This window comes from Nocardioides renjunii (assembly GCF_034661175.1).
In the GTDB taxonomy this organism is placed as follows: domain Bacteria; phylum Actinomycetota; class Actinomycetes; order Propionibacteriales; family Nocardioidaceae; genus Nocardioides; species Nocardioides renjunii.
Genome location: NZ_CP141058.1, coordinates 1,709,432 through 1,726,053, shown reverse-complemented (window position 1 = coordinate 1,726,053; position 16,622 = coordinate 1,709,432). Strand labels below are relative to the sequence as shown.

Genomic DNA, 16,622 nt, shown 5'->3' with positions numbered 1-16,622 from the left:
CGGGCTCAGTTGTCGTCGGCCGACGTGTCGGGCTGCGCGGTGGTCGACGGCGAGGCGCTGCGCCCGGGGCTGGCCTCCGACGCCCACGCCCAGTCGCGGACCTCCGGCAGGTCCTCGCCGTGCTCGCGCGTCCAGGCGCGCGCCCGGCGGCGGGTGTCGACCATCTGCTGCCGCAGGCCCGCGGCGCGCTGGCCCAGGCCCGGGACGCGGTCGATCACGTCCATGACGAGGTGGTAGCGGTCGAGGTCGTTCATCATCACCATGTCGAAGGGCGTGGTGGTGGTGCCCTCCTCCTTGTAGCCGCGCACGTGGATGTTGGTGTGGTTGGTGCGGCGGTAGGTGAGCCGGTGGATCAGCCACGGATAGCCGTGGTAGGCGAAGATCACGGGCTTGTCCGCCGTGAAGACCGTGTCGAAGTCGCGCGCCGAGAGGCCGTGGGGGTGCTCGGTCTCGTCCTGCAGGCGCATCAGGTCGACTACGTTGACGAACCGCACCGCGAGGTCGGGCAGGTGCTCGCGCAGGACGGCCGTCGCGGCGAGGGCCTCGATCGTCGGCACGTCGCCCGCGCAGGCGATCACCACGTCGGGGTCGCCGTCGGTGGTGGAGGCCCAGTCCCAGATGCCGAGCCCGCGGGCGCAGTGCAGGTCGGCGGCCTCGGCGTCCAGCCAGTCGAAGGTCGGCTGCTTGCCGGCCACGACGACGTTGACGTAGTGCGTGCTGTCGAGGCAGTGACGCATCGTCGACAGGAGGGTGTTGGTGTCCGGCGGCAGGTAGACGCGGACCACCTCGGCCCGCTTGTTGAGGACGTGGTCGATGAAGCCCGGGTCCTGGTGGGAGAAGCCGTTGTGGTCCTGGCGCCACACGTGCGAGGTGAGCAGGTAGTTGAGCGACGCGATCGGCGGGCGCCAGTCGATCGTGCGCGTGGTCTTGAGCCACTTCGCGTGCTGGTTGAGCATCGAGTCCACGAGGTGGATGAAGGCCTCGTAACAGCTGAAGAGGCCGTGCCGACCGGTGAGGAGGTAGCCCTCCAGCCACCCTTGGCACGTGTGCTCCGACAGCATCTCGACGACGCGGCCCGAGCGTCCGAGGTGCTCGTCGACGTCGAGGATCTCTCCCGCGAACACCTTGTCGGTCACCTCGTAGACCGCGTCGAGCCGGTTGGAGGCGGTCTCGTCGGGACCGAAGATGCGGAAGTTGTCGGGGTTGTCGCGCACCACGTCGACCAGGTAGGTGCCCAGGACCCGGGTCGCCTCGTGCACCGAGGCACCCGGCGACTCCACCTCGACCGCCGCCGTGCGGAAGTCCGGCAGCCGCAGCGGACGCCGCAGCAGGCCGCCGTTGGCGTGGGGGTTGGCGCTCATCCGCCGCTCCCCCGCCGGCGCCAGCTCCCGGAGCTCCGGCACCAGCCGCCCGTCATCGTCGAAGAGCTCGTCGGGACGGTAGGACCGCAGCCACGACTCGAGGAGCGCCCGGTGCTCGTCGTTGTCGCGGGTGCCCGCGAGCGGGACCTGGTGAGCGCGCCAGGTGCCCTCCACCTGCACGCCGTCGACGACGCCCGGCCCGGTCCAGCCCTTCGGCGTGACGAGCAGGACCATCGGCCACGGGCGCCGCTCGACGTCCCCGTCCTCGCGGGCGGCGCGCTGGATCTCGCGGATCCGGTCGTGCGCCTCGTCGAGCGCTGCGGCCATCTGGCGGTGGACGTCGTCGGGGTCGTCGCCCTCGACCGTGAGCACCTCGTGCCCGTAGCCGCGGAGCAGGTCGTGCAGCTCCTCGCGCGGGATGCGCGCCGGGATGGTGGGATTGGCGATCTTGTAGCCGTTGAGGTGCAGGATCGGCAGCACCGCCCCGTCGTTGACGGGGTCGACGAACTTGTTGGCGTGCCAGGACGTGGCCAGGGGTCCGGTCTCGAACTCGCCGTCCCCCACCACCGCGGCGACCACGAGGTCGGGGTTGTCCATCGCGGCGCCATACGCGTGCGAGAGGACGTAGCCCAGCTCGCCGCCCTCGTGGATCGAGCCCGGGGTCTCCGGGGCGACGTGGCTCGGCACCCCGCCGGGGAAGGAGAACTGACGGAACAGCTCCTGCATCCCCCGGGCGTCGTCGCCAACGTGCGGATAGACCTCGCTGTAGGTCCCCTCCAGCCAGGCGTTCGCGACGGCCGCCGGGCCGCCGTGGCCGGGGCCCGCCAGGAAGATCGCGTCGACGTCGCGCTCACGGATCAACCGGTTGAGGTGGGTCCACAGAAGGTTGAGTCCCGGGGTCGTTCCCCAGTGGCCGAGCAGGCGCGGCTTGATGTCCTCGGGCACCAGGCCTCGCTGCAGCAGCGGGTTGTCCATCAGGTAGATCTGGCCGACGGAGAGGTAGTTGGCCGCGCGGAACCAGGAGTCGAGCTGCCGGACCTGGTCGTCGGTGAGGGTCGCCATGCTCCTTCGTACCCGATCCCGAGCGGTGTGTGCACCCCTGCGACCCGCGGGGCTGCCGGACCCGGGCTCGGCGATAGGCTCGTCCGCGTGACCGCCACGCTCGTCGCGAAGGACCTGTCCGGTGGGCACGGTCACCGCGTCCTGTTCGAGGGACTCGACCTCACCGTCGCGCCGGGCGACGTGATCGGCGTCGTCGGAGCCAACGGTGCGGGGAAGTCGACGCTGCTCTCGTTGCTCGCCGGAGCGGCATCACCCCTGGCCGGCTCCGTGGCGTGCTCGCCGAGGGACGCGTTCGTCGGGCTGGTCCCCCAGGAGCACGAGCGGGTGCCCGGCGAGACCGTCGCGCAGTACGTCGCCCGCCGCACCGGCGCGAGCGAGGCGACCGCGGCGATGGAGGCGACGGCGGCGGCCCTGGGGTCGGGTGACCCCGGCGCCGACGACGCCTACGCCGTCGCGTTCGACCGCTGGATGGCCAGTGGCGCGGCGGACCTCGACGAGCGCCTGGCACCGGCGCTCGCGGACCTCGGTCTCGACGTCGGCCCCGACAGCCTGATGACCGGCCTGTCGGGTGGCCAGGCGGCACGGGTGGCACTGGCCGCGCTGCTGCTGAGCCGGTTCGACGTGGTCCTGCTCGACGAGCCCACCAACGACCTCGACCTCGACGGCCTCGAGCGGCTCGAGCGGTTCGTGCAGGGGCTGCGCGGCGGCGTGGTGCTCGTGTCGCACGACCGGGAGTTCCTCGCGCGGTGCGTCACGAGGATCGTCGAGCTCGACCTGGCCCAGGGGCAGGTCACCGTCTACGACGGCGGCTACGACGCCTTCCTCGAGGAGCGCGCCATCGCCCGACGGCACGCGCGGGAGGCGTACGAGCAGTACGCCGGGACGCGTGCCGACCTGGTGCAGCGGGCCCGCACCCAGCGCGAGTGGAGCTCCCAGGGCGTGCGCAACGCGATGCGCAAGAACCCCGACAACGACAAGATCCGGCGCAAGGCGGCCACCGAGTCGTCGGAGAAGCAGGCGCAGAAGGTCCGCCAGATGGAGTCGCGCATCGCCCGGTTGGAGGAGGTCGAGGAGCCGCGCAAGGAGTGGGTGCTCCAGTTCGACATCGCCGCCGCACCGCGATCGAGCGGCGTGGTGGCCACTCTCAACCAGGCGACGTGCCGGCTGGGCAGCTTCCTCCTCGGCCCGGTCTCGGTGCAGGTCGACGCGGGCGACCGCATCGGCATCACCGGGCCCAACGGCGCCGGCAAGACCACGCTGCTGCGGCTCCTCCTCGGCCAGGCCGCGCCCGACACCGGGTCGGCGTCGCTGGGTGCCAGCGTCGCGGTCGGGGTCATCGACCAGGCGCGCGCCGTCCTCGACGAGGAGCTCCCGCTCGGGGACGCCGTCGAGGCCGCGGTCCCGCAGATGACGCAGGCCGAGGTGCGCACGCTGCTCGCGAAGTTCGGGCTCAAGGCCGACCAGGTGACCAGCCGGGTCTCCCGCCTCTCCCCCGGCGAGCGCACCCGCGCGGCGATGGCGCTGCTGCAGGCGCGCGGGGTCAACCTGCTCGTCCTCGACGAGCCCACCAACCACCTCGACCTGCCGGCGATCCAGCAGCTCGAGCAGGCGCTGGCGTCGTACGACGGAGCGCTGCTGCTCGTCTCGCACGACCGCCGGCTGCTGGAGAACGTCCGCCTCGACCAGCGGTGGGAGGTCGACGGCGGGAGCGTCGTGGTGCGGCACGTGTGACGCTCCCGCCGTCGCGGCTCAGCGCCGGACGGTGAACCTCCAGGTGGTGACGGTCCGGTTGCCGAGCGCGTCCTCGACGACGAGGCGCACAGTGTGCCGGCCGCGAGCCAGGGCGCGCTCGGGCAGCCACGTCATCCGGTCCCGGCGCGCGTCGAAGCGCACGCCGTCGACCCGCTTGCCGTCGATCGACAGCGCCAGCGACCGGCCGCGCACCGACGACCGCGCGTCCGTGACGGTCGCACCGACCTCGGGCGTACGGTCGCGGGTCGTGCCGGTCGGGGTGAGTGCCCGCACCCGCGGGCCGGTGTTGTCGACCGTCCAGGTCACCGTCGCCGGCGTCGGGTCGGCACCGTCGGGGCCGACCGCGCGCACCCGCACCACGTGCTCACCGTCGCGCAGGTCGCGGTAGGTCCGGGGCGAGGGGCACGCTGTGAAGGCGGACCCATCGAGTGAGCACTCGAAGGTCGCCGCCCCGGCACCGGGGCCGGTGGCCGTGAACCGGATGACCGCCGTGGTGGCCCGGGTGGTGCCGCGCGGCGCCGAGGTGATCCGGGTGTCCGGAGTGGGCTGCGCGACCCGGGTGACGGTCACGGTGACGGTTCCGGTGTCGGTGTCCTCACCGTCGCTGACGACGTAGTCGAACGAGTCACCGCCCGCGTAGCCGCTGGTCGGGGTGTAGGTCACCGTCCCGTCGGCGGCCACGACAGCGGTGCCGTGTGCAGGCGACGTCACCGACGTCACGGAGAGCTCGTCGTCGGAGTCGGCGTCGGTGTCGTTGGCCAGCACCGGGACGGCGACGGCGGTGCCCTGCGGCGTGGTCGCCGCGTCGTCGACAGCGACCGGCGCCGTGTTGACCGGGTCGACCGGGTCCACGCCGTCGACGAGGAAGGCGTCGAAGGAGACCTCGTCGCCCTCCTGCACCACTCCCGCGGCGAAGATGCCGAAGCGCGGGTCGACCATCGCGTTGTCGACCGCCCGCGGCAGGTCGACCCACGTCGCACCACCGTCGAACGACGCCGCACCCGAGTAGGCCGTGCCGGCCTTGGTCAGGCGGAGCCGCATGTCGGTCAGGTCGGTGCCGGCGGGGATCGCCAGCTCCGGCTGCGGGTTCGTCCCGACGATGGCGTTGTCGACCTCCGACCGCAGCTCGACCCGGTTGGGGGCCGTCCTGCCGTCGTCGGCGATGACCACGACCTTGACGTAGTTGGCGTCGTCGCCGTAGGCCATCAGACCCGCCTGGCTGTAGCCGCCGTCGAGGGACGAGACGTCGGCGTGGGTCTCGAGCGTCCAGTCCTCGCCGGCGTGGTCGGCGGACTGCATGACGAGGTTCGACTTGCCGGTCCCGGACTGGTAGATCTCGCCCGGCGTCGTGGTCACGAACAGGCGGCCGTCGGCGACCCGGCGCTTGGTCGGGTCACCCGCCACCACGGCGTTCCAGCGGCACGTGTCGAGGGCGTCGCCCTCGAAGGTGTCGTCCGGCGTCTCCAGGTCGCAGGCCTCGGTCACCGTCACGGTGACGGTGCCCGTGTCGGTGCCGCCCTGGCCGTCGGCGACGGTGTAGTCGAACGTGTCGCTGCCGGCGAAGCCATCGTCGGGTGCGTAGCGGACCGTGCCTCCGGGGGCGAGCGTGGCGCTGCCGCCGGCGGGATCGGTGACCGACTCGACGGTGAGGGGGTCGCCGTCCGGGTCGGTGTCGCCGGCCAGGACCGAGATCCTCACCGCGCTCCCCGCCGTGGTGATCGCCGCGTCGTCGTCGGCGACCGGCGTGCGGTTCGCGGCTGCCGCCGGGGTGACCCGGAAGTAGTCGAACGTCGCGGTCCGGCCGGGCTGCTGCACCCCGATGGCGAAGAGACCGAAGTCCATGTCGGCCGTCGGGTTGGTCACGGTGCCGATGGGCTGCCAGTCACCGCCGTCGAACGCGACCTCACCGGTGTAGCTGGTGCCCACCTTCGTGAGCCGGAGCCGGTACGACGTCACGTTGGCCGGGGCGGCCAGCTCGGGCTGCGGGTTGAGGATCGCGGCGTTCGACTCCGAGCGCAGCTCCACCCGGTTAATGCGTCCGGCGTTGGTGTCGGAGATGGGGTCGAGCTTGACGTAGTTGTCGTCGTCGCCGTAGACGAGCAGGCCCGCCTGGGCGTAGCCGTCGGTGAAGGTCGTGGAGACCCGCGTCTCGAGGGTGTAGTCCTCGGTCGTGCCGGCGTCCGACTGCAGGAGCAGGTTCGTCGTGCCGGAGGGGTCCGAGGTCTGGTAGAGGTCTCCTCCTGTCGTGGTGATCGTCAGCGCACCGCCGGCCACCTCGTGGCGCGAGGGGTCCTCGCGCACGGAGGCGTTCCACCGGCAGCCGTCGAGCTCGGCCCCGTCGAACTCGTCGGTCGGGTCGGTCGAGCCGCTCGTGCCGTCGGGGTCGAAGCGGATCCAGTCGAACGTCGCCGTCGGGCTGGACGTCGCGCCACCGGAGACGGCGGCCGGACCGATCTTCGGGTCGGCCAGGGTGCTCATCGGCGCCGGCCGTCCGACGGGCGAGAACGTCTGGCCGTCCGCGGAGTACGACGCCCGCAGGTCGGTCCCGTCGGACGTCAGCCGCACGTAGTAGGTGGTCGGGAAGCCGACGGGGACGCCACCGAGCTTGTCCTCCGCGTTGTTGCGGGGCGAGCCCTGCGCCTCGTAGATGAACTCGACGTCGCGGTTGCCCCCGGCCGAGATGAGGTGGACCGAGGCCCAGTTCTCGTCGTCGGAGTAGAGGCGCAGACCGGCCTGGTGGTAGTTCTCGCTCACGTCGGCGGTGACCTTGGCGGTCACCTGGAACGCACCGTCGGGCGCCCGCTGCACGATGATGTCCTCCGCGTTGCCGCCGGGCCCGTAGAGGCTGCCGCTGCTGATCGGCACCCGGAGCCCGCCGTCGGCGACGCTCCAGTCGCCGCTGTCGCGGATGACGTCCCACTTGCCGTCGAGCGTCGTGCCGTCGAACTCGTCGGACTGCTGGACACCGCACGAGCTCAGCACCCGGACGGGGACCGTCGCGTAGCCGGTGGCCCCAGAGGGGTCGGTCGCGCTCAGGCGGGCGGTGTAGGTGCCGGGCTCCGTGTAGGTGTACTCGGCGTCGAGGGTGGTGGCCGTGTCGCCGGCGCCCGGGGCACCGAAGTCCCACTGGTAGGTGAGCTGGTCACCGTCGAAGTCGGACGCGGAGCCGGTGAAGTCGACGGTGAGCGGAGCGGTGCCCTGCGTGGGCGTGCCCTGGGCGCCGACCTGGGGCTTGGAGTTGACCGAGACACCCTTGCCGGCCGCGTCGAAGAAGTTGAGGTTGAACAGGCCGGTGGCCGTCGGGTCGGGGTTGGTGAAGACGAGGAACAGCTCGTGCGAGCCCTCCTGCGCCGACGGTGCGATGTCCATGTCGACGAACTGCCACTGCTGCCAGCCGCCGGTCACCGGCACGGTGACCGATCCGGCGAGCGGCCCTGTCGGGCTGTCGAGGCGGGCCTCGATGGTGCCCCCGGCGCCGGCGGACGCGACCCGGAACCGCAGCCTCGGCACCTGCGAGAGGCTGATCGGCCGGTAGGACACGTGGTCGCCGGCGTCGATGTTGGACAGGTTGCTGGACCCCCCGAGCGGGTCGGTGGTGGCCTCGGTGGCGACCCCCTGCTGCGAGTCGTAGTGCTCGGCCTGCTTGCGCTTGGGCTGCAGGACGACCTCGTCCTCACCGATGAGCGCGGGGATGCTCCCGGCGCCGCCGTCGGTGTAGCTGGCGTTGATCACCCCGAAGATGTCGGCCGAGGCGTCGTGGCCCTGGTCCTGCACGGTCGGCAGGACGACGTCGCACCCGGTGCGCGAGCTGAGCGGGTGCCCGTGCGAGTCGTGGCCGAGGATGTAGTCGATCTCGACCTTGGAGCAGTCGACGGTCCCGTCCTCGGGGTCGGTCACCGTGACCTTGACCCGCACGGAGTCGCCGAACTCGAAGAACCCGCCGTCGGGCGGCAGGTCGATCTCGACCGTCGGCCGCGTGTTGCCGACGGTGACGACCGCCGTGGCCACGCCGGTCCGGCCGGTCTCGTCGGTCACCGTGAGGCGGGCGTCGTAGACGCCGTTGGCGGTGTAGGTGAACGTCGGGTCGGGCTGCGTGGAGTCGACCGTGCCGTCGTTCTGGAAGTCCCAGGCGTAGCCGACGATCGAGTCGCCCTCGTCGGGGTCGCGCGACCCGGCGCTCGAGAACTGCACCGTCAGCGGGGCCACTCCCGAGCTGGGCGTGGCGGTGGCGGACGCCGACGGCGAGCGGGCGCCCTCGTTGATGGCGTTGATCTTGTAGACGGCCGAGTTCTCGTTGCCGGTGAAGTAGCCGCCGTTGCCGTAGTCGAGGACGTAGAGCGAGCCGTCGGGGCCGAACTCCATGTCCATGGCGGCGTAGAGCGTCGAGGACTCGAAGAAGGGGTCGATGCCCACCACGTCGCCCTCGGCGTCCATCGCGACGTCGCGGATCCAGCCGCGCGTCCACTCACCGGCGAAGAAGTGGTTGTCGAAGTACACGGGGAACTTCACGTCGGACTCGAGGTCGGGGTCGTAGTTGTAGACCGGGCCGGCCATCGGGCCCTCGCCGCCGCCGCCGAACTCGTTGGTGGTGACGCCGCCGTAGGTGACGTTGCCGCCGTCGTACTTGATCCACGCGGGCTGGGCCGGCGGCAGGTTGGTCAGGCCGGTGTTGCGCGGGCTGTTGTTGACCGGCGCCGTGCAGTCGAACTTGGGGCCGGTGGTGTTGGTCGCGAAGTCCCAGTCGTTGTAGGTCTCGGCCGGGGTGTTGCTGCCCGTGCAGTAGGGCCAGCCGAAGTTGCCCGCCTCGCGGACCTGGTTGAACTCCACGATGCCGCCGGGGCCGCGGTTGGGGTTGGCGCCACCGGCGTCCGGGCCGTACTCGCCGAGGTAGACGTAGCCGGTCCGCTTGTCGACGGTCATCCGGAACGGGTTGCGGAAGCCCATCGCGTAGATCTCCGGGCGCGTCCGGTCCCCGGTGCCGGCCGACTCGTCGAAGAGGTTGCCCTCCGGGATCGAGTACGACGCCGCGGTCGGGTCGGGGGTGATGCGCAGCAGCTTGCCGCGCAGGTCGTTGGTGTTGGCTGCGCTGCGCTGTGCGTCGTACGCCGGGTTGCGGGTGGCTCGCTCGTCGAGCGGCGCGTAGCCGTCCGAGGCGAACGGGTTCGAGTCGTCGCCGGTGGACAGGTAGAGGTTGCCGTCGGCGTCGAAGTCGATGGCCCCACCGGCGTGGCAGCAGATCCCCCGGTCGGCCTCGACCCGCAGCAGCTCCTGCTCGGTCGAGGGCACGAGGTCGTCGTCGACCATCTTCATCCGGGTCAGGACGTTGTAGCCCTGCCAGGTGGCGAACTGCGCGGCGGTGCCGTCGTTGGGGGCGTCACCGGTCGGCGTCGCCAGCGGCGGGGCGTAGTAGAGGTAGACCCAGCCGTCGTCCTCGAAGGTCGGGCTCACCGTGAGGCTCTGCAGCCCGTCCTCGTCGTGGGAGTAGATCGGGACGTCGTGCAGGAGGGTCGTGTTGCCCTCGAGGTCGGTCAGGAAGATCCGGCCGTCGCGGGCGTTGTGCAGGACCCGCCCGTCGGGCAGCACCGAGATGCTCATCGGCTCGCCGACCTTGTCGACGCCCTTGGCGAGGGTGACCTGCTCGAACGACGCGTCCGTGGGAGGCACGGCCGTGCACGCGTCGGGCTCCTGGCCGGCGGCGTACTGGATGCCGCCGAGGAGGTGCAGGCGGAACAGCGGCTCGGAGAAGGACGCGTCCGTGTGGCCGCCGCCGGTGTAGAAGCTGCGGCCGCCGTCGAACTCCTGGTACCACGCGATCGGGTGGTCGTCGTCGGTGCCGTTGCCGTCGTTCTCGACGTAGGTGGACTCGTCGAGCGTCGCGATCACGTTGATGTTGCCGTTGGTCCGGGGGCTGTAGTCGGTGCCACCGCCGTTGACCACCGGGTTGTCCGGGCCCTGGAAGTTGTACCACTCGTCGGTGCGCTCCCAGCGCGCCGGCAACGCGCAGGAGGAGGCCGTGGTGGTGTCCTCCACGTCGATCGTGGCGGTGGGGGTGCCGGCCGGGTGGCTCTGGAAGTAGGCGCCGACGAGGTCGCCGTACCAGGGCCAGGTGTACTCGGTGTCGGAGGCCGCGTGGACGCCGACGTAGCCGCCACCGGCCTGGATGTAGTCCTCGAACGCCGCCTGCTGGGCGGCGTCGAGCACGTCGCTGGTCGTCGAGAGCCAGACGACCGCCTCGTACTGCGCGAGGTTGGCGGCGGTGAACTGCCCGGCGTCCTCGGTGGCGTCGACGGTGAAGCCGTACTGGGCGCCGAGCCTCTTGATCGAGCGGATGCCGGCACCGATCGATCCGTGGCGGAAGCCGGTGGTCTTGCTGAAGACGAGGACGTCGTAGGTCGGCACCGCCAGGGCGGCGGACCGGGCGGCTCCAGCGCCGGCCGCGGTTCCCGCCGCCGCGACGTCGGGCGCCTCCGGTTCGGCGGCGGCAGGGGCGACGGCCACGCCACCGCTCGCCACCGCCACCGCCACCAGCCCTGCGAGTGACGTCCGGACGCGTGCTGCCGAGGTGCGGAGGATGCTCATGCTGTCCTGCCTTCTGGTGACCGAGCGGGGGTCCGTGTCGCGGTCGGGCACGGTGGGATGACGGTGGGGCAGGCGGACGTAAGGGCACCTGCGGGCCGGCGCCGGCTCCTGCGGGCGCCGGCCGGTCCTCGGCGGTCTCGACCTGACGGCCTGACTTCTCGTGCCATGGCGACGACGCCCTTCTTGCCCCGAGACGGCGACGGGCGGTCACCGTGATGTACGTCACACTAGGGACGCCGATTCGTCGACGTCAACACATAAGCACCGGCACTTTTCACGACATCCGTGCAAAACCCCTTCGGCGGCGCACCAGAAGGCACGCGCGACGGCGCCAGGACAGCACGAGCCGCCACCGGGGCCTTGCCGGGCCCGGTGGCGGCTCGCGTGGTGTCTAGCCTGCTCGGGTGACCGGCGACGCGTAGGTCACGCAGCGGGTGGAGCACCCGCCTGGAGCCTGGCCTGCCGGCGGGCCTGCCGCCGGGTCGGCCCCGGGGTCAGCCAGCCGGGCGCGGAGCTCGGCCAGGATCCGCGCCAGGATGCGCGACACCTGGGCCTGCGTGATGCCGAACGCCTCGGCGATCTCCTGCTGGGTCCGCTGCTCGTAGAACCGCAGGCGCAGGACCGACCGGTCGCGGTCGGACAGGGCGGCGAGCAGCGGCTCGAGCACCGCCCGCGCCTCGGCGGAGCGCATCGCCGGGTCCTCCTCGCCGAGCAGGTCGGCGAGGCCGGACGAGCCGTCGCCGACCGCCGCGTCCAGCGACGTGGGCGTGAAGAAGCCGTCCGCCGAAAGCGCCTCCACCACGGCGTCGAGGTCCTCACCGAGGTGCGCGGCGATCTCGCTGGGCCGGGGCGAGCGACCGAGCGCCTGCTCGAGCTCGCCCTGCGCCTTCATGATGCGGGCCTGGAGCTCCTGGACACGGCGGGGCGGGCGGATCGTCCAGCCGTGGTCACGGAACCAGCGGCGAATCTCCCCGCGGATGGTGGGGACGGCGAAGGCCATGAAGTCGTGGCCGGCAGTGGGGTCGAATCGGTGCGCGGCCTTGGTGAGCCCGAGCAGTGCGACCTGCTCGAGGTCGTCCAGGTCGATGCCGCGGTTCTTGTAGCGGGAGGCGATCGAGCGGGCCACTCGGGTGTTGCTCTCGATGAGCTGGCGGGTCAGGTCGAGCGAGTCGGACGAGCTCGGCTCGACCAGCCGCAGGTGGGACACGATGGACTCGGTGCGGTGCTGGCGCTCACTGCGCCCGGTGGGGGCCATGGCGTGCACAGGGTGCTCGGGGACGACGGACACGGAGACCACGGCGGTCACTCCTCTCGTGCAGCAAGGGGTGCTCGCCGTGGTCTCCAGCGAGCCAGGTGGAGAGAAGTTGCCACAGGTCCAGATCAGGTGACAAGTCGCTCGCCCCGGGGGTCACCCGAAGGGCTGGGACCGAGGGGTCAGACGCGCCGAACGGCAGCGAAGCCGGGGCCGGAGGGGGCCGATCGCTGGCGCACGCCCGTGGATGGACAAAGGTCGGGGGCCGCCGTGAGGCGGCCCCCGACCCGACCGTTCAGGTCAGCCGTTGAGCGCCTGCTTGAGGGCCGTGGCCGGCTTGAACCCGGCGCTCCTCGAGGCCGCGATGTCCATCGACTCGCCGGTCTGCGGGTTGCGGCCCGTGCGGGCGGCGCGCTCGCGCACGTCGAACGTGCCGAAGCCGGGAACCGTCACCTTGTCACCGGCGGCGAGGGCCTTGGAGATCGCCTCGGCGACCGCCTCGACGGCGCCCTCCGCCTGCGACCTGGACAGCCCGGTGCTCTCGGCGACGGCATCGGCGAGCTCACGCTTGTTCATCTGTTCTCCCTTGATCGTGGTTGACAACAGGACTCACCCTAGGGCCGGGCATCCCGTCACGCCGCGCCGGCGACCGGCGGATGCGAGGTCCGGCGCCCAGCGAGGGAGCGCGAGGGTGCATCGGCAGACCTAGGAGCGGGTGGCGTCGTGCGCCTGCAGCATCCGCTCGGCGACGGTGCGCAGCTTGACGTTCTCGTGGCTCGAGAGGCGCGTCAGGAAGCCGAACGCCCGCGCCTCGTCCAGGGTGTAGCGCTCCCGCACCATGCCGACCGCCTGCCCGATGAGCTGCCGGGTCGAGACGGCCTCCTGCAGCTGGTCGATCTGCCGGGCGTAGTCGAGCGCGACGGCGGACTGGTGCGCGAAGAGCTGGGAGAGGATCTCCAGGTCGGCGAAGGCACCGACCGTCGCGGAGTAGAGGTTGAGCGCGCCGTTGGAGTCCGGCGCGTCGAAGAGCCGGATGCCCGCCTGGGCCCGGATGCCGGCCTCCAGGGCCACCGGCGCGTAGCGGGGGAACCGCTCGTCGGCCGCCAGGTCCGGGGACGTCACGTGGACCGTGTCGGTGGCCGCCTCGTAGCAGGGCCCCTCCCGCAGCTCGTACTGCGCGGCGTCGACGTCCAGGAGGACGTTGTGGGTCGGGGCCACGGTCTCGAGGCGGCCGTCGGCGTGCCGGATCGTCAGGCTGCTCCACTGGACGTCCGGGAGCACGTCGACCGCCGCGGCCGTGATGTTGGCCAGGGTGGTGTCGAGGTCGCCCGGGCGCAGGGCGGCGGCCAGCTGGCGCGACGCCTCGATGAGTCGATCCTCTTCAGTCACCGGCACAGCGTAGACCAGCGTGACGGCGTCACCGGGCGCGTTCGCTACAGGGGCGCTGCGCCCGAGTTCCGGCGAGGGCTCAGCGTCGCGTCGCCCTGACCGCAACCAGCACACGGCCCGCGGTGCTGGAGGTGGTAGGCCGCCGCAGCCAGCAGCAGGGCCGGCCCCCAGACGGGCAGCGGCAGCAGGAACAGGTAGAGCGCGCGCGACTCCCCGCCGGTCGCGGCCTCGTGGAGGTGCGACTGCACCATCGAGCGACCCGCCACGGTCATCAGGACGCCGACGAGGCCCGCCGCCAGCGTGGGGAACAGCACCGGGACCTCACGGCGCCCGACGACGGGGATCCACCCTGGGAACACGCGTCCCCACGGCCGGAGCAGCCCGATCGTGAGGACGGCCGCGACGAGACCGGTGAGGCCGAGGAGGAAGCCCATCAGCTGCAGTCCGGGTTGCGCGTCCACTGCGTGGCCGTCGACGCCGAAGGGGTCACCGGTGAGCCAGGTGAGCCGGACCAGGAAGTACGGCAGGCCGCACGCCGCGGCGAGGAGGGTCACCGGCACGCGCCAGCGCAGCAGGAGCCGGCCGCTCCCGGGCCGTCCGCACGCCTCGCAGGCGTGACGCACCGACCTCGCCGCGCGGATCCCGATGGCGGCCCAGAGGAGGCCGTGGCCGACGAAGAGGGTCACCACGAGGTGCGGAGCGAGGTGGCGGCGGACGCCGGTGCCGAGCCCGTCCCCGAGGGAGCGCAGGCTCTCGCCGTCGAAGATGCCGCTGCCCACGACCGCGGCGCCGCCGACGGCCAGCAGGATGCCGAGGCCGATCCGCGCCGACCGGTGCCGGGCCGCGCCCCACAGCAGGCACGCGACGAGCGCGAAGGGGAAGAGCAGGGCCGTCAGGTAGGCGAGCAGCAGCAGCACGCCCGCGTCCCCGGCGAGCAGCACGAAGGCCACCACCTGCACGACCGCCACCCCGACGAGCCAGCGCCCACCGGCAGCGAGGGCGGCGACGAGGCCGACTGCCCCGAGGAGCACGGCGAGCGTCGCGTCCACCCGTTTCGGCACGAGCGCCAGCAGCGAGGTGCTGCCGCGGTCGCTGTCCGCGGCGAAGTACCAGAGCGTGTCGCCGGCGAACCACGCCGCGCCGATCGCGGCGACGAGGACCGAGGTGACGGCGGCCGCGGTCCGCGCCCGGCCGAGCGAGCGGGGGTCCGACGGGCCGGGTGGGTGGGTGGAGTGGGCCGGGTGGGCTGGGTGGGCTGGAAGGTCTGGGTGGGCGAGGGGTGTGGTGGTGTCCATGCCTCCACCGTCGCGCCGCAGCGGCGGCCGGCGCCCCCCGCTCGTGAGGGGTCCCGCTCCCCCGTGCGAGGGAGACCGCGGGCCGCGCGGACCTGACACGATGGGACCGTGAGCCTGACGCGCCGAGCCGTTGCCGCCACGCTGGGGCCCACCGCGTTCCTCGGGCTGGCGTTCGTGATGCTCGGCGCCGCGCTGGCGCTCGCGTTCGCCCTGCTGGCCGGCTTCGTCGTCTCGCCCCTGGTCGACGCCGAGGGGGTGCCGCGATGGGCGATCGTCACCACGGCGGTCCTGCTGGGCGCGCTCCTCCTCGTCGTCGTCGGCGCCGTGCCCGCAGTACGCCGCATCGAGGGCGTCGCGACCGAGTCGATGCTCCTGGTGACCTTCGACGGAGGGCCTCCGCAGGCCGCCGCGCACTGGCACGACCGCTGGCGCAGTGTCGGCTGGCTGTGCGCGCACGCGCTGGCCGGGGCGGCGCTCGCCGTCTGGGCGGCGGCGGTGCCGGTCGTGGCCTTCGAGCGGAGCCCGTGGCTGCTGGCGCCGGCCATCCTCGGCGTCCCGGTGGTCGCGGCGCTGCTGGTGGCCGGCCTGCGACGCCTGGCTCCGGTGCTGCTCGGGTCGTCGCTGCGCGAGCGCGTGGACCGCCTGGAGCGCGAGGCCGTGGACCTGGGTGAGCGCCACCGGATCGCCCGCGAGATCCACGACAGCGTCGGGCACGCCCTGAGCCTGGTCACCGTGCAGGCCGCCGCGGCCGCCCGCGTCCAGCACTCCGACCCGGACTTCGTCGCGGAGGCGCTCGCCGCGATCGAGGGCGCGGCCCGTCGGGCGGCCGGCGAGCTCGACCACGTCCTCGGCCTGCTGCGGGTCGAGGACGTGCCGCGGCGCCCGAGCCCGGACCTCACCGCCCTCCCCGACCTCGTCGCCGCCGCCCGGCGCGCGGGCCTCGACGTGACCCTCGAGGTGCCGTCCCCGGCCGTCGAGCTGCCGCAGGTGGTCTCGCGCGAGCTCTACCGCGTGACGCAGGAGGCGCTGTCCAACGTGCTGCGCCACGGGTCCGGGCCGTGCCACGTGCGACTCGACCGGGGCGACCGCGCCGTCACGCTCGAGGTGACCAACGGCGCCGGGCCGGCCGCGTCGCGCGCCGGCGGCCGGCGCGGGCACGGACTGCGCGGCATCCGGGAGCGGGCCGCGGCCATCGGCGGCACCGCGACCGCCGGTCCGGTCGACGACGGCTGGCGGCTGCACGTCGTGCTGCCCCTCGGAGCCGCGCGGTGACGCGGGTCCTGCTCGTGGACGACGAGCCCCTGGTCCGCCGCGGCATCTCCGTCACGCTGTCCACGGAGTCCGACATCGAGGTCGTCGGCGAGGCGGAGGACGGCGCGGAGGCGGTCTCGCAGGTGCGCCGCCTGCGGCCCGAGGTCGTCCTCATGGACATCCGGATGCCCCGGGTCGACGGCATCAGCGCGACGCGCACCATCATGGCGGCCGACCGGCCGCCCGCGGTCGTCGTGCTGACGACGTTCGAGAACGACGACCACGTCTACGACGCGCTGCTGGCCGGCGCCCGGGGCTACCTGCTCAAGCGGGCCCCGGCCGACGACGTCGTTACCGCGGTGCGGCTGGCCGCGCAGCCGGACACCCTCCTCTTCCCGGCGAGGTTGCGCGACCTGGTGCGCCAGCGGTCGCGGCAACCGGTCCCGAGCGCCCCCGACATGGCCAGGCTCTCGACGAGGGAGGGCGAGGTGCTCCGCGCGGTGGCGCGTGGCCTGTCGAACCCGGAGATCGCCGTCGAGCTGCACCTCGGCCTGGAGACGGTGAAGACCCACGTCGCCGCCGTGCTGGCCAAGCTGGGCGTCCGTGACCGCACGCAGGCGGTCATCCGGGCCTACGAGTCCGGGTTCGTCGTGCCCGACGACGGCCGCTGAGCGGTCCTCG

9 protein-coding genes are annotated in these 16,622 nt (G+C 72.7%); 3 read left to right on the top strand and 6 right to left on the bottom strand.

The window, feature by feature from the left end:
- Positions 1 to 5: 5 nt before the first annotated feature.
- On the bottom strand, positions 6 to 2,498 hold the full coding sequence (locus SHK17_RS08320; protein ID WP_405030408.1) for a phosphoketolase family protein: 2,493 nt from the start codon (positions 2,496 to 2,498) through the stop codon (positions 6 to 8).
- 12 nt (positions 2,499 to 2,510) lie between these two features.
- On the opposite strand from SHK17_RS08320, the gene SHK17_RS08315 reads away from it, so the two are divergent.
- Positions 2,511 to 4,154, top strand: coding sequence for an ABC-F family ATP-binding cassette domain-containing protein (locus SHK17_RS08315; RefSeq protein ID WP_322921726.1), 1,644 nt, complete (start codon positions 2,511 to 2,513; stop codon positions 4,152 to 4,154).
- Between the two features lie 18 nt (positions 4,155 to 4,172).
- On the opposite strand, the gene SHK17_RS08310 is transcribed toward SHK17_RS08315, so the two are convergent.
- The 5 genes from SHK17_RS08310 to SHK17_RS08290 all read right to left on the bottom strand — a co-directional run bounded on the left by SHK17_RS08310 (position 4,173) and on the right by SHK17_RS08290 (position 14,690).
- Positions 4,173 to 10,754: a ThuA domain-containing protein gene (locus SHK17_RS08310; RefSeq protein ID WP_322921725.1), complete on the bottom strand. Its 6,582-nt coding sequence runs from the start codon at positions 10,752 to 10,754 to the stop codon at positions 4,173 to 4,175.
- A 391-nt stretch (positions 10,755 to 11,145) separates the two neighbouring features.
- Complete coding sequence (locus tag SHK17_RS08305; protein ID WP_322921724.1) at positions 11,146 to 12,051, bottom strand: SigB/SigF/SigG family RNA polymerase sigma factor; 906 nt, start codon at positions 12,049 to 12,051, stop codon at positions 11,146 to 11,148.
- A gap of 255 nt (positions 12,052 to 12,306) precedes the next feature.
- Positions 12,307 to 12,609, bottom strand: a complete 303-nt coding sequence (locus SHK17_RS08300; protein WP_301539533.1) for an HU family DNA-binding protein — start codon at positions 12,607 to 12,609, stop codon at positions 12,307 to 12,309.
- Between the two features lie 102 nt (positions 12,610 to 12,711).
- On the bottom strand, positions 12,712 to 13,395 hold the full coding sequence (locus SHK17_RS08295) for a GAF and ANTAR domain-containing protein (RefSeq protein ID WP_322921723.1): 684 nt from the start codon (positions 13,393 to 13,395) through the stop codon (positions 12,712 to 12,714).
- Positions 13,396 to 13,439: 44 nt separating this feature from the next.
- A complete protein-coding gene (locus SHK17_RS08290; protein ID WP_322921722.1) occupies positions 13,440 to 14,690 on the bottom strand; it encodes a hypothetical protein in 1,251 nt (416 codons plus the stop codon).
- A gap of 108 nt (positions 14,691 to 14,798) precedes the next feature.
- On the opposite strand from SHK17_RS08290, the gene SHK17_RS08285 reads away from it, so the two are divergent.
- Both SHK17_RS08285 and SHK17_RS08280 read left to right on the top strand, forming a co-directional pair.
- Positions 14,799 to 15,962: a sensor histidine kinase gene (locus SHK17_RS08285; protein ID WP_322921721.1), complete on the top strand. Its 1,164-nt coding sequence runs from the start codon at positions 14,799 to 14,801 to the stop codon at positions 15,960 to 15,962.
- Positions 15,959 to 16,612, top strand: a complete 654-nt coding sequence (locus tag SHK17_RS08280) for a response regulator transcription factor (protein ID WP_322921720.1) — start codon at positions 15,959 to 15,961, stop codon at positions 16,610 to 16,612. The genes SHK17_RS08285 and SHK17_RS08280 overlap by 4 nt, the downstream gene beginning before the upstream one ends.
- Positions 16,613 to 16,622 lie beyond the last annotated feature (10 nt).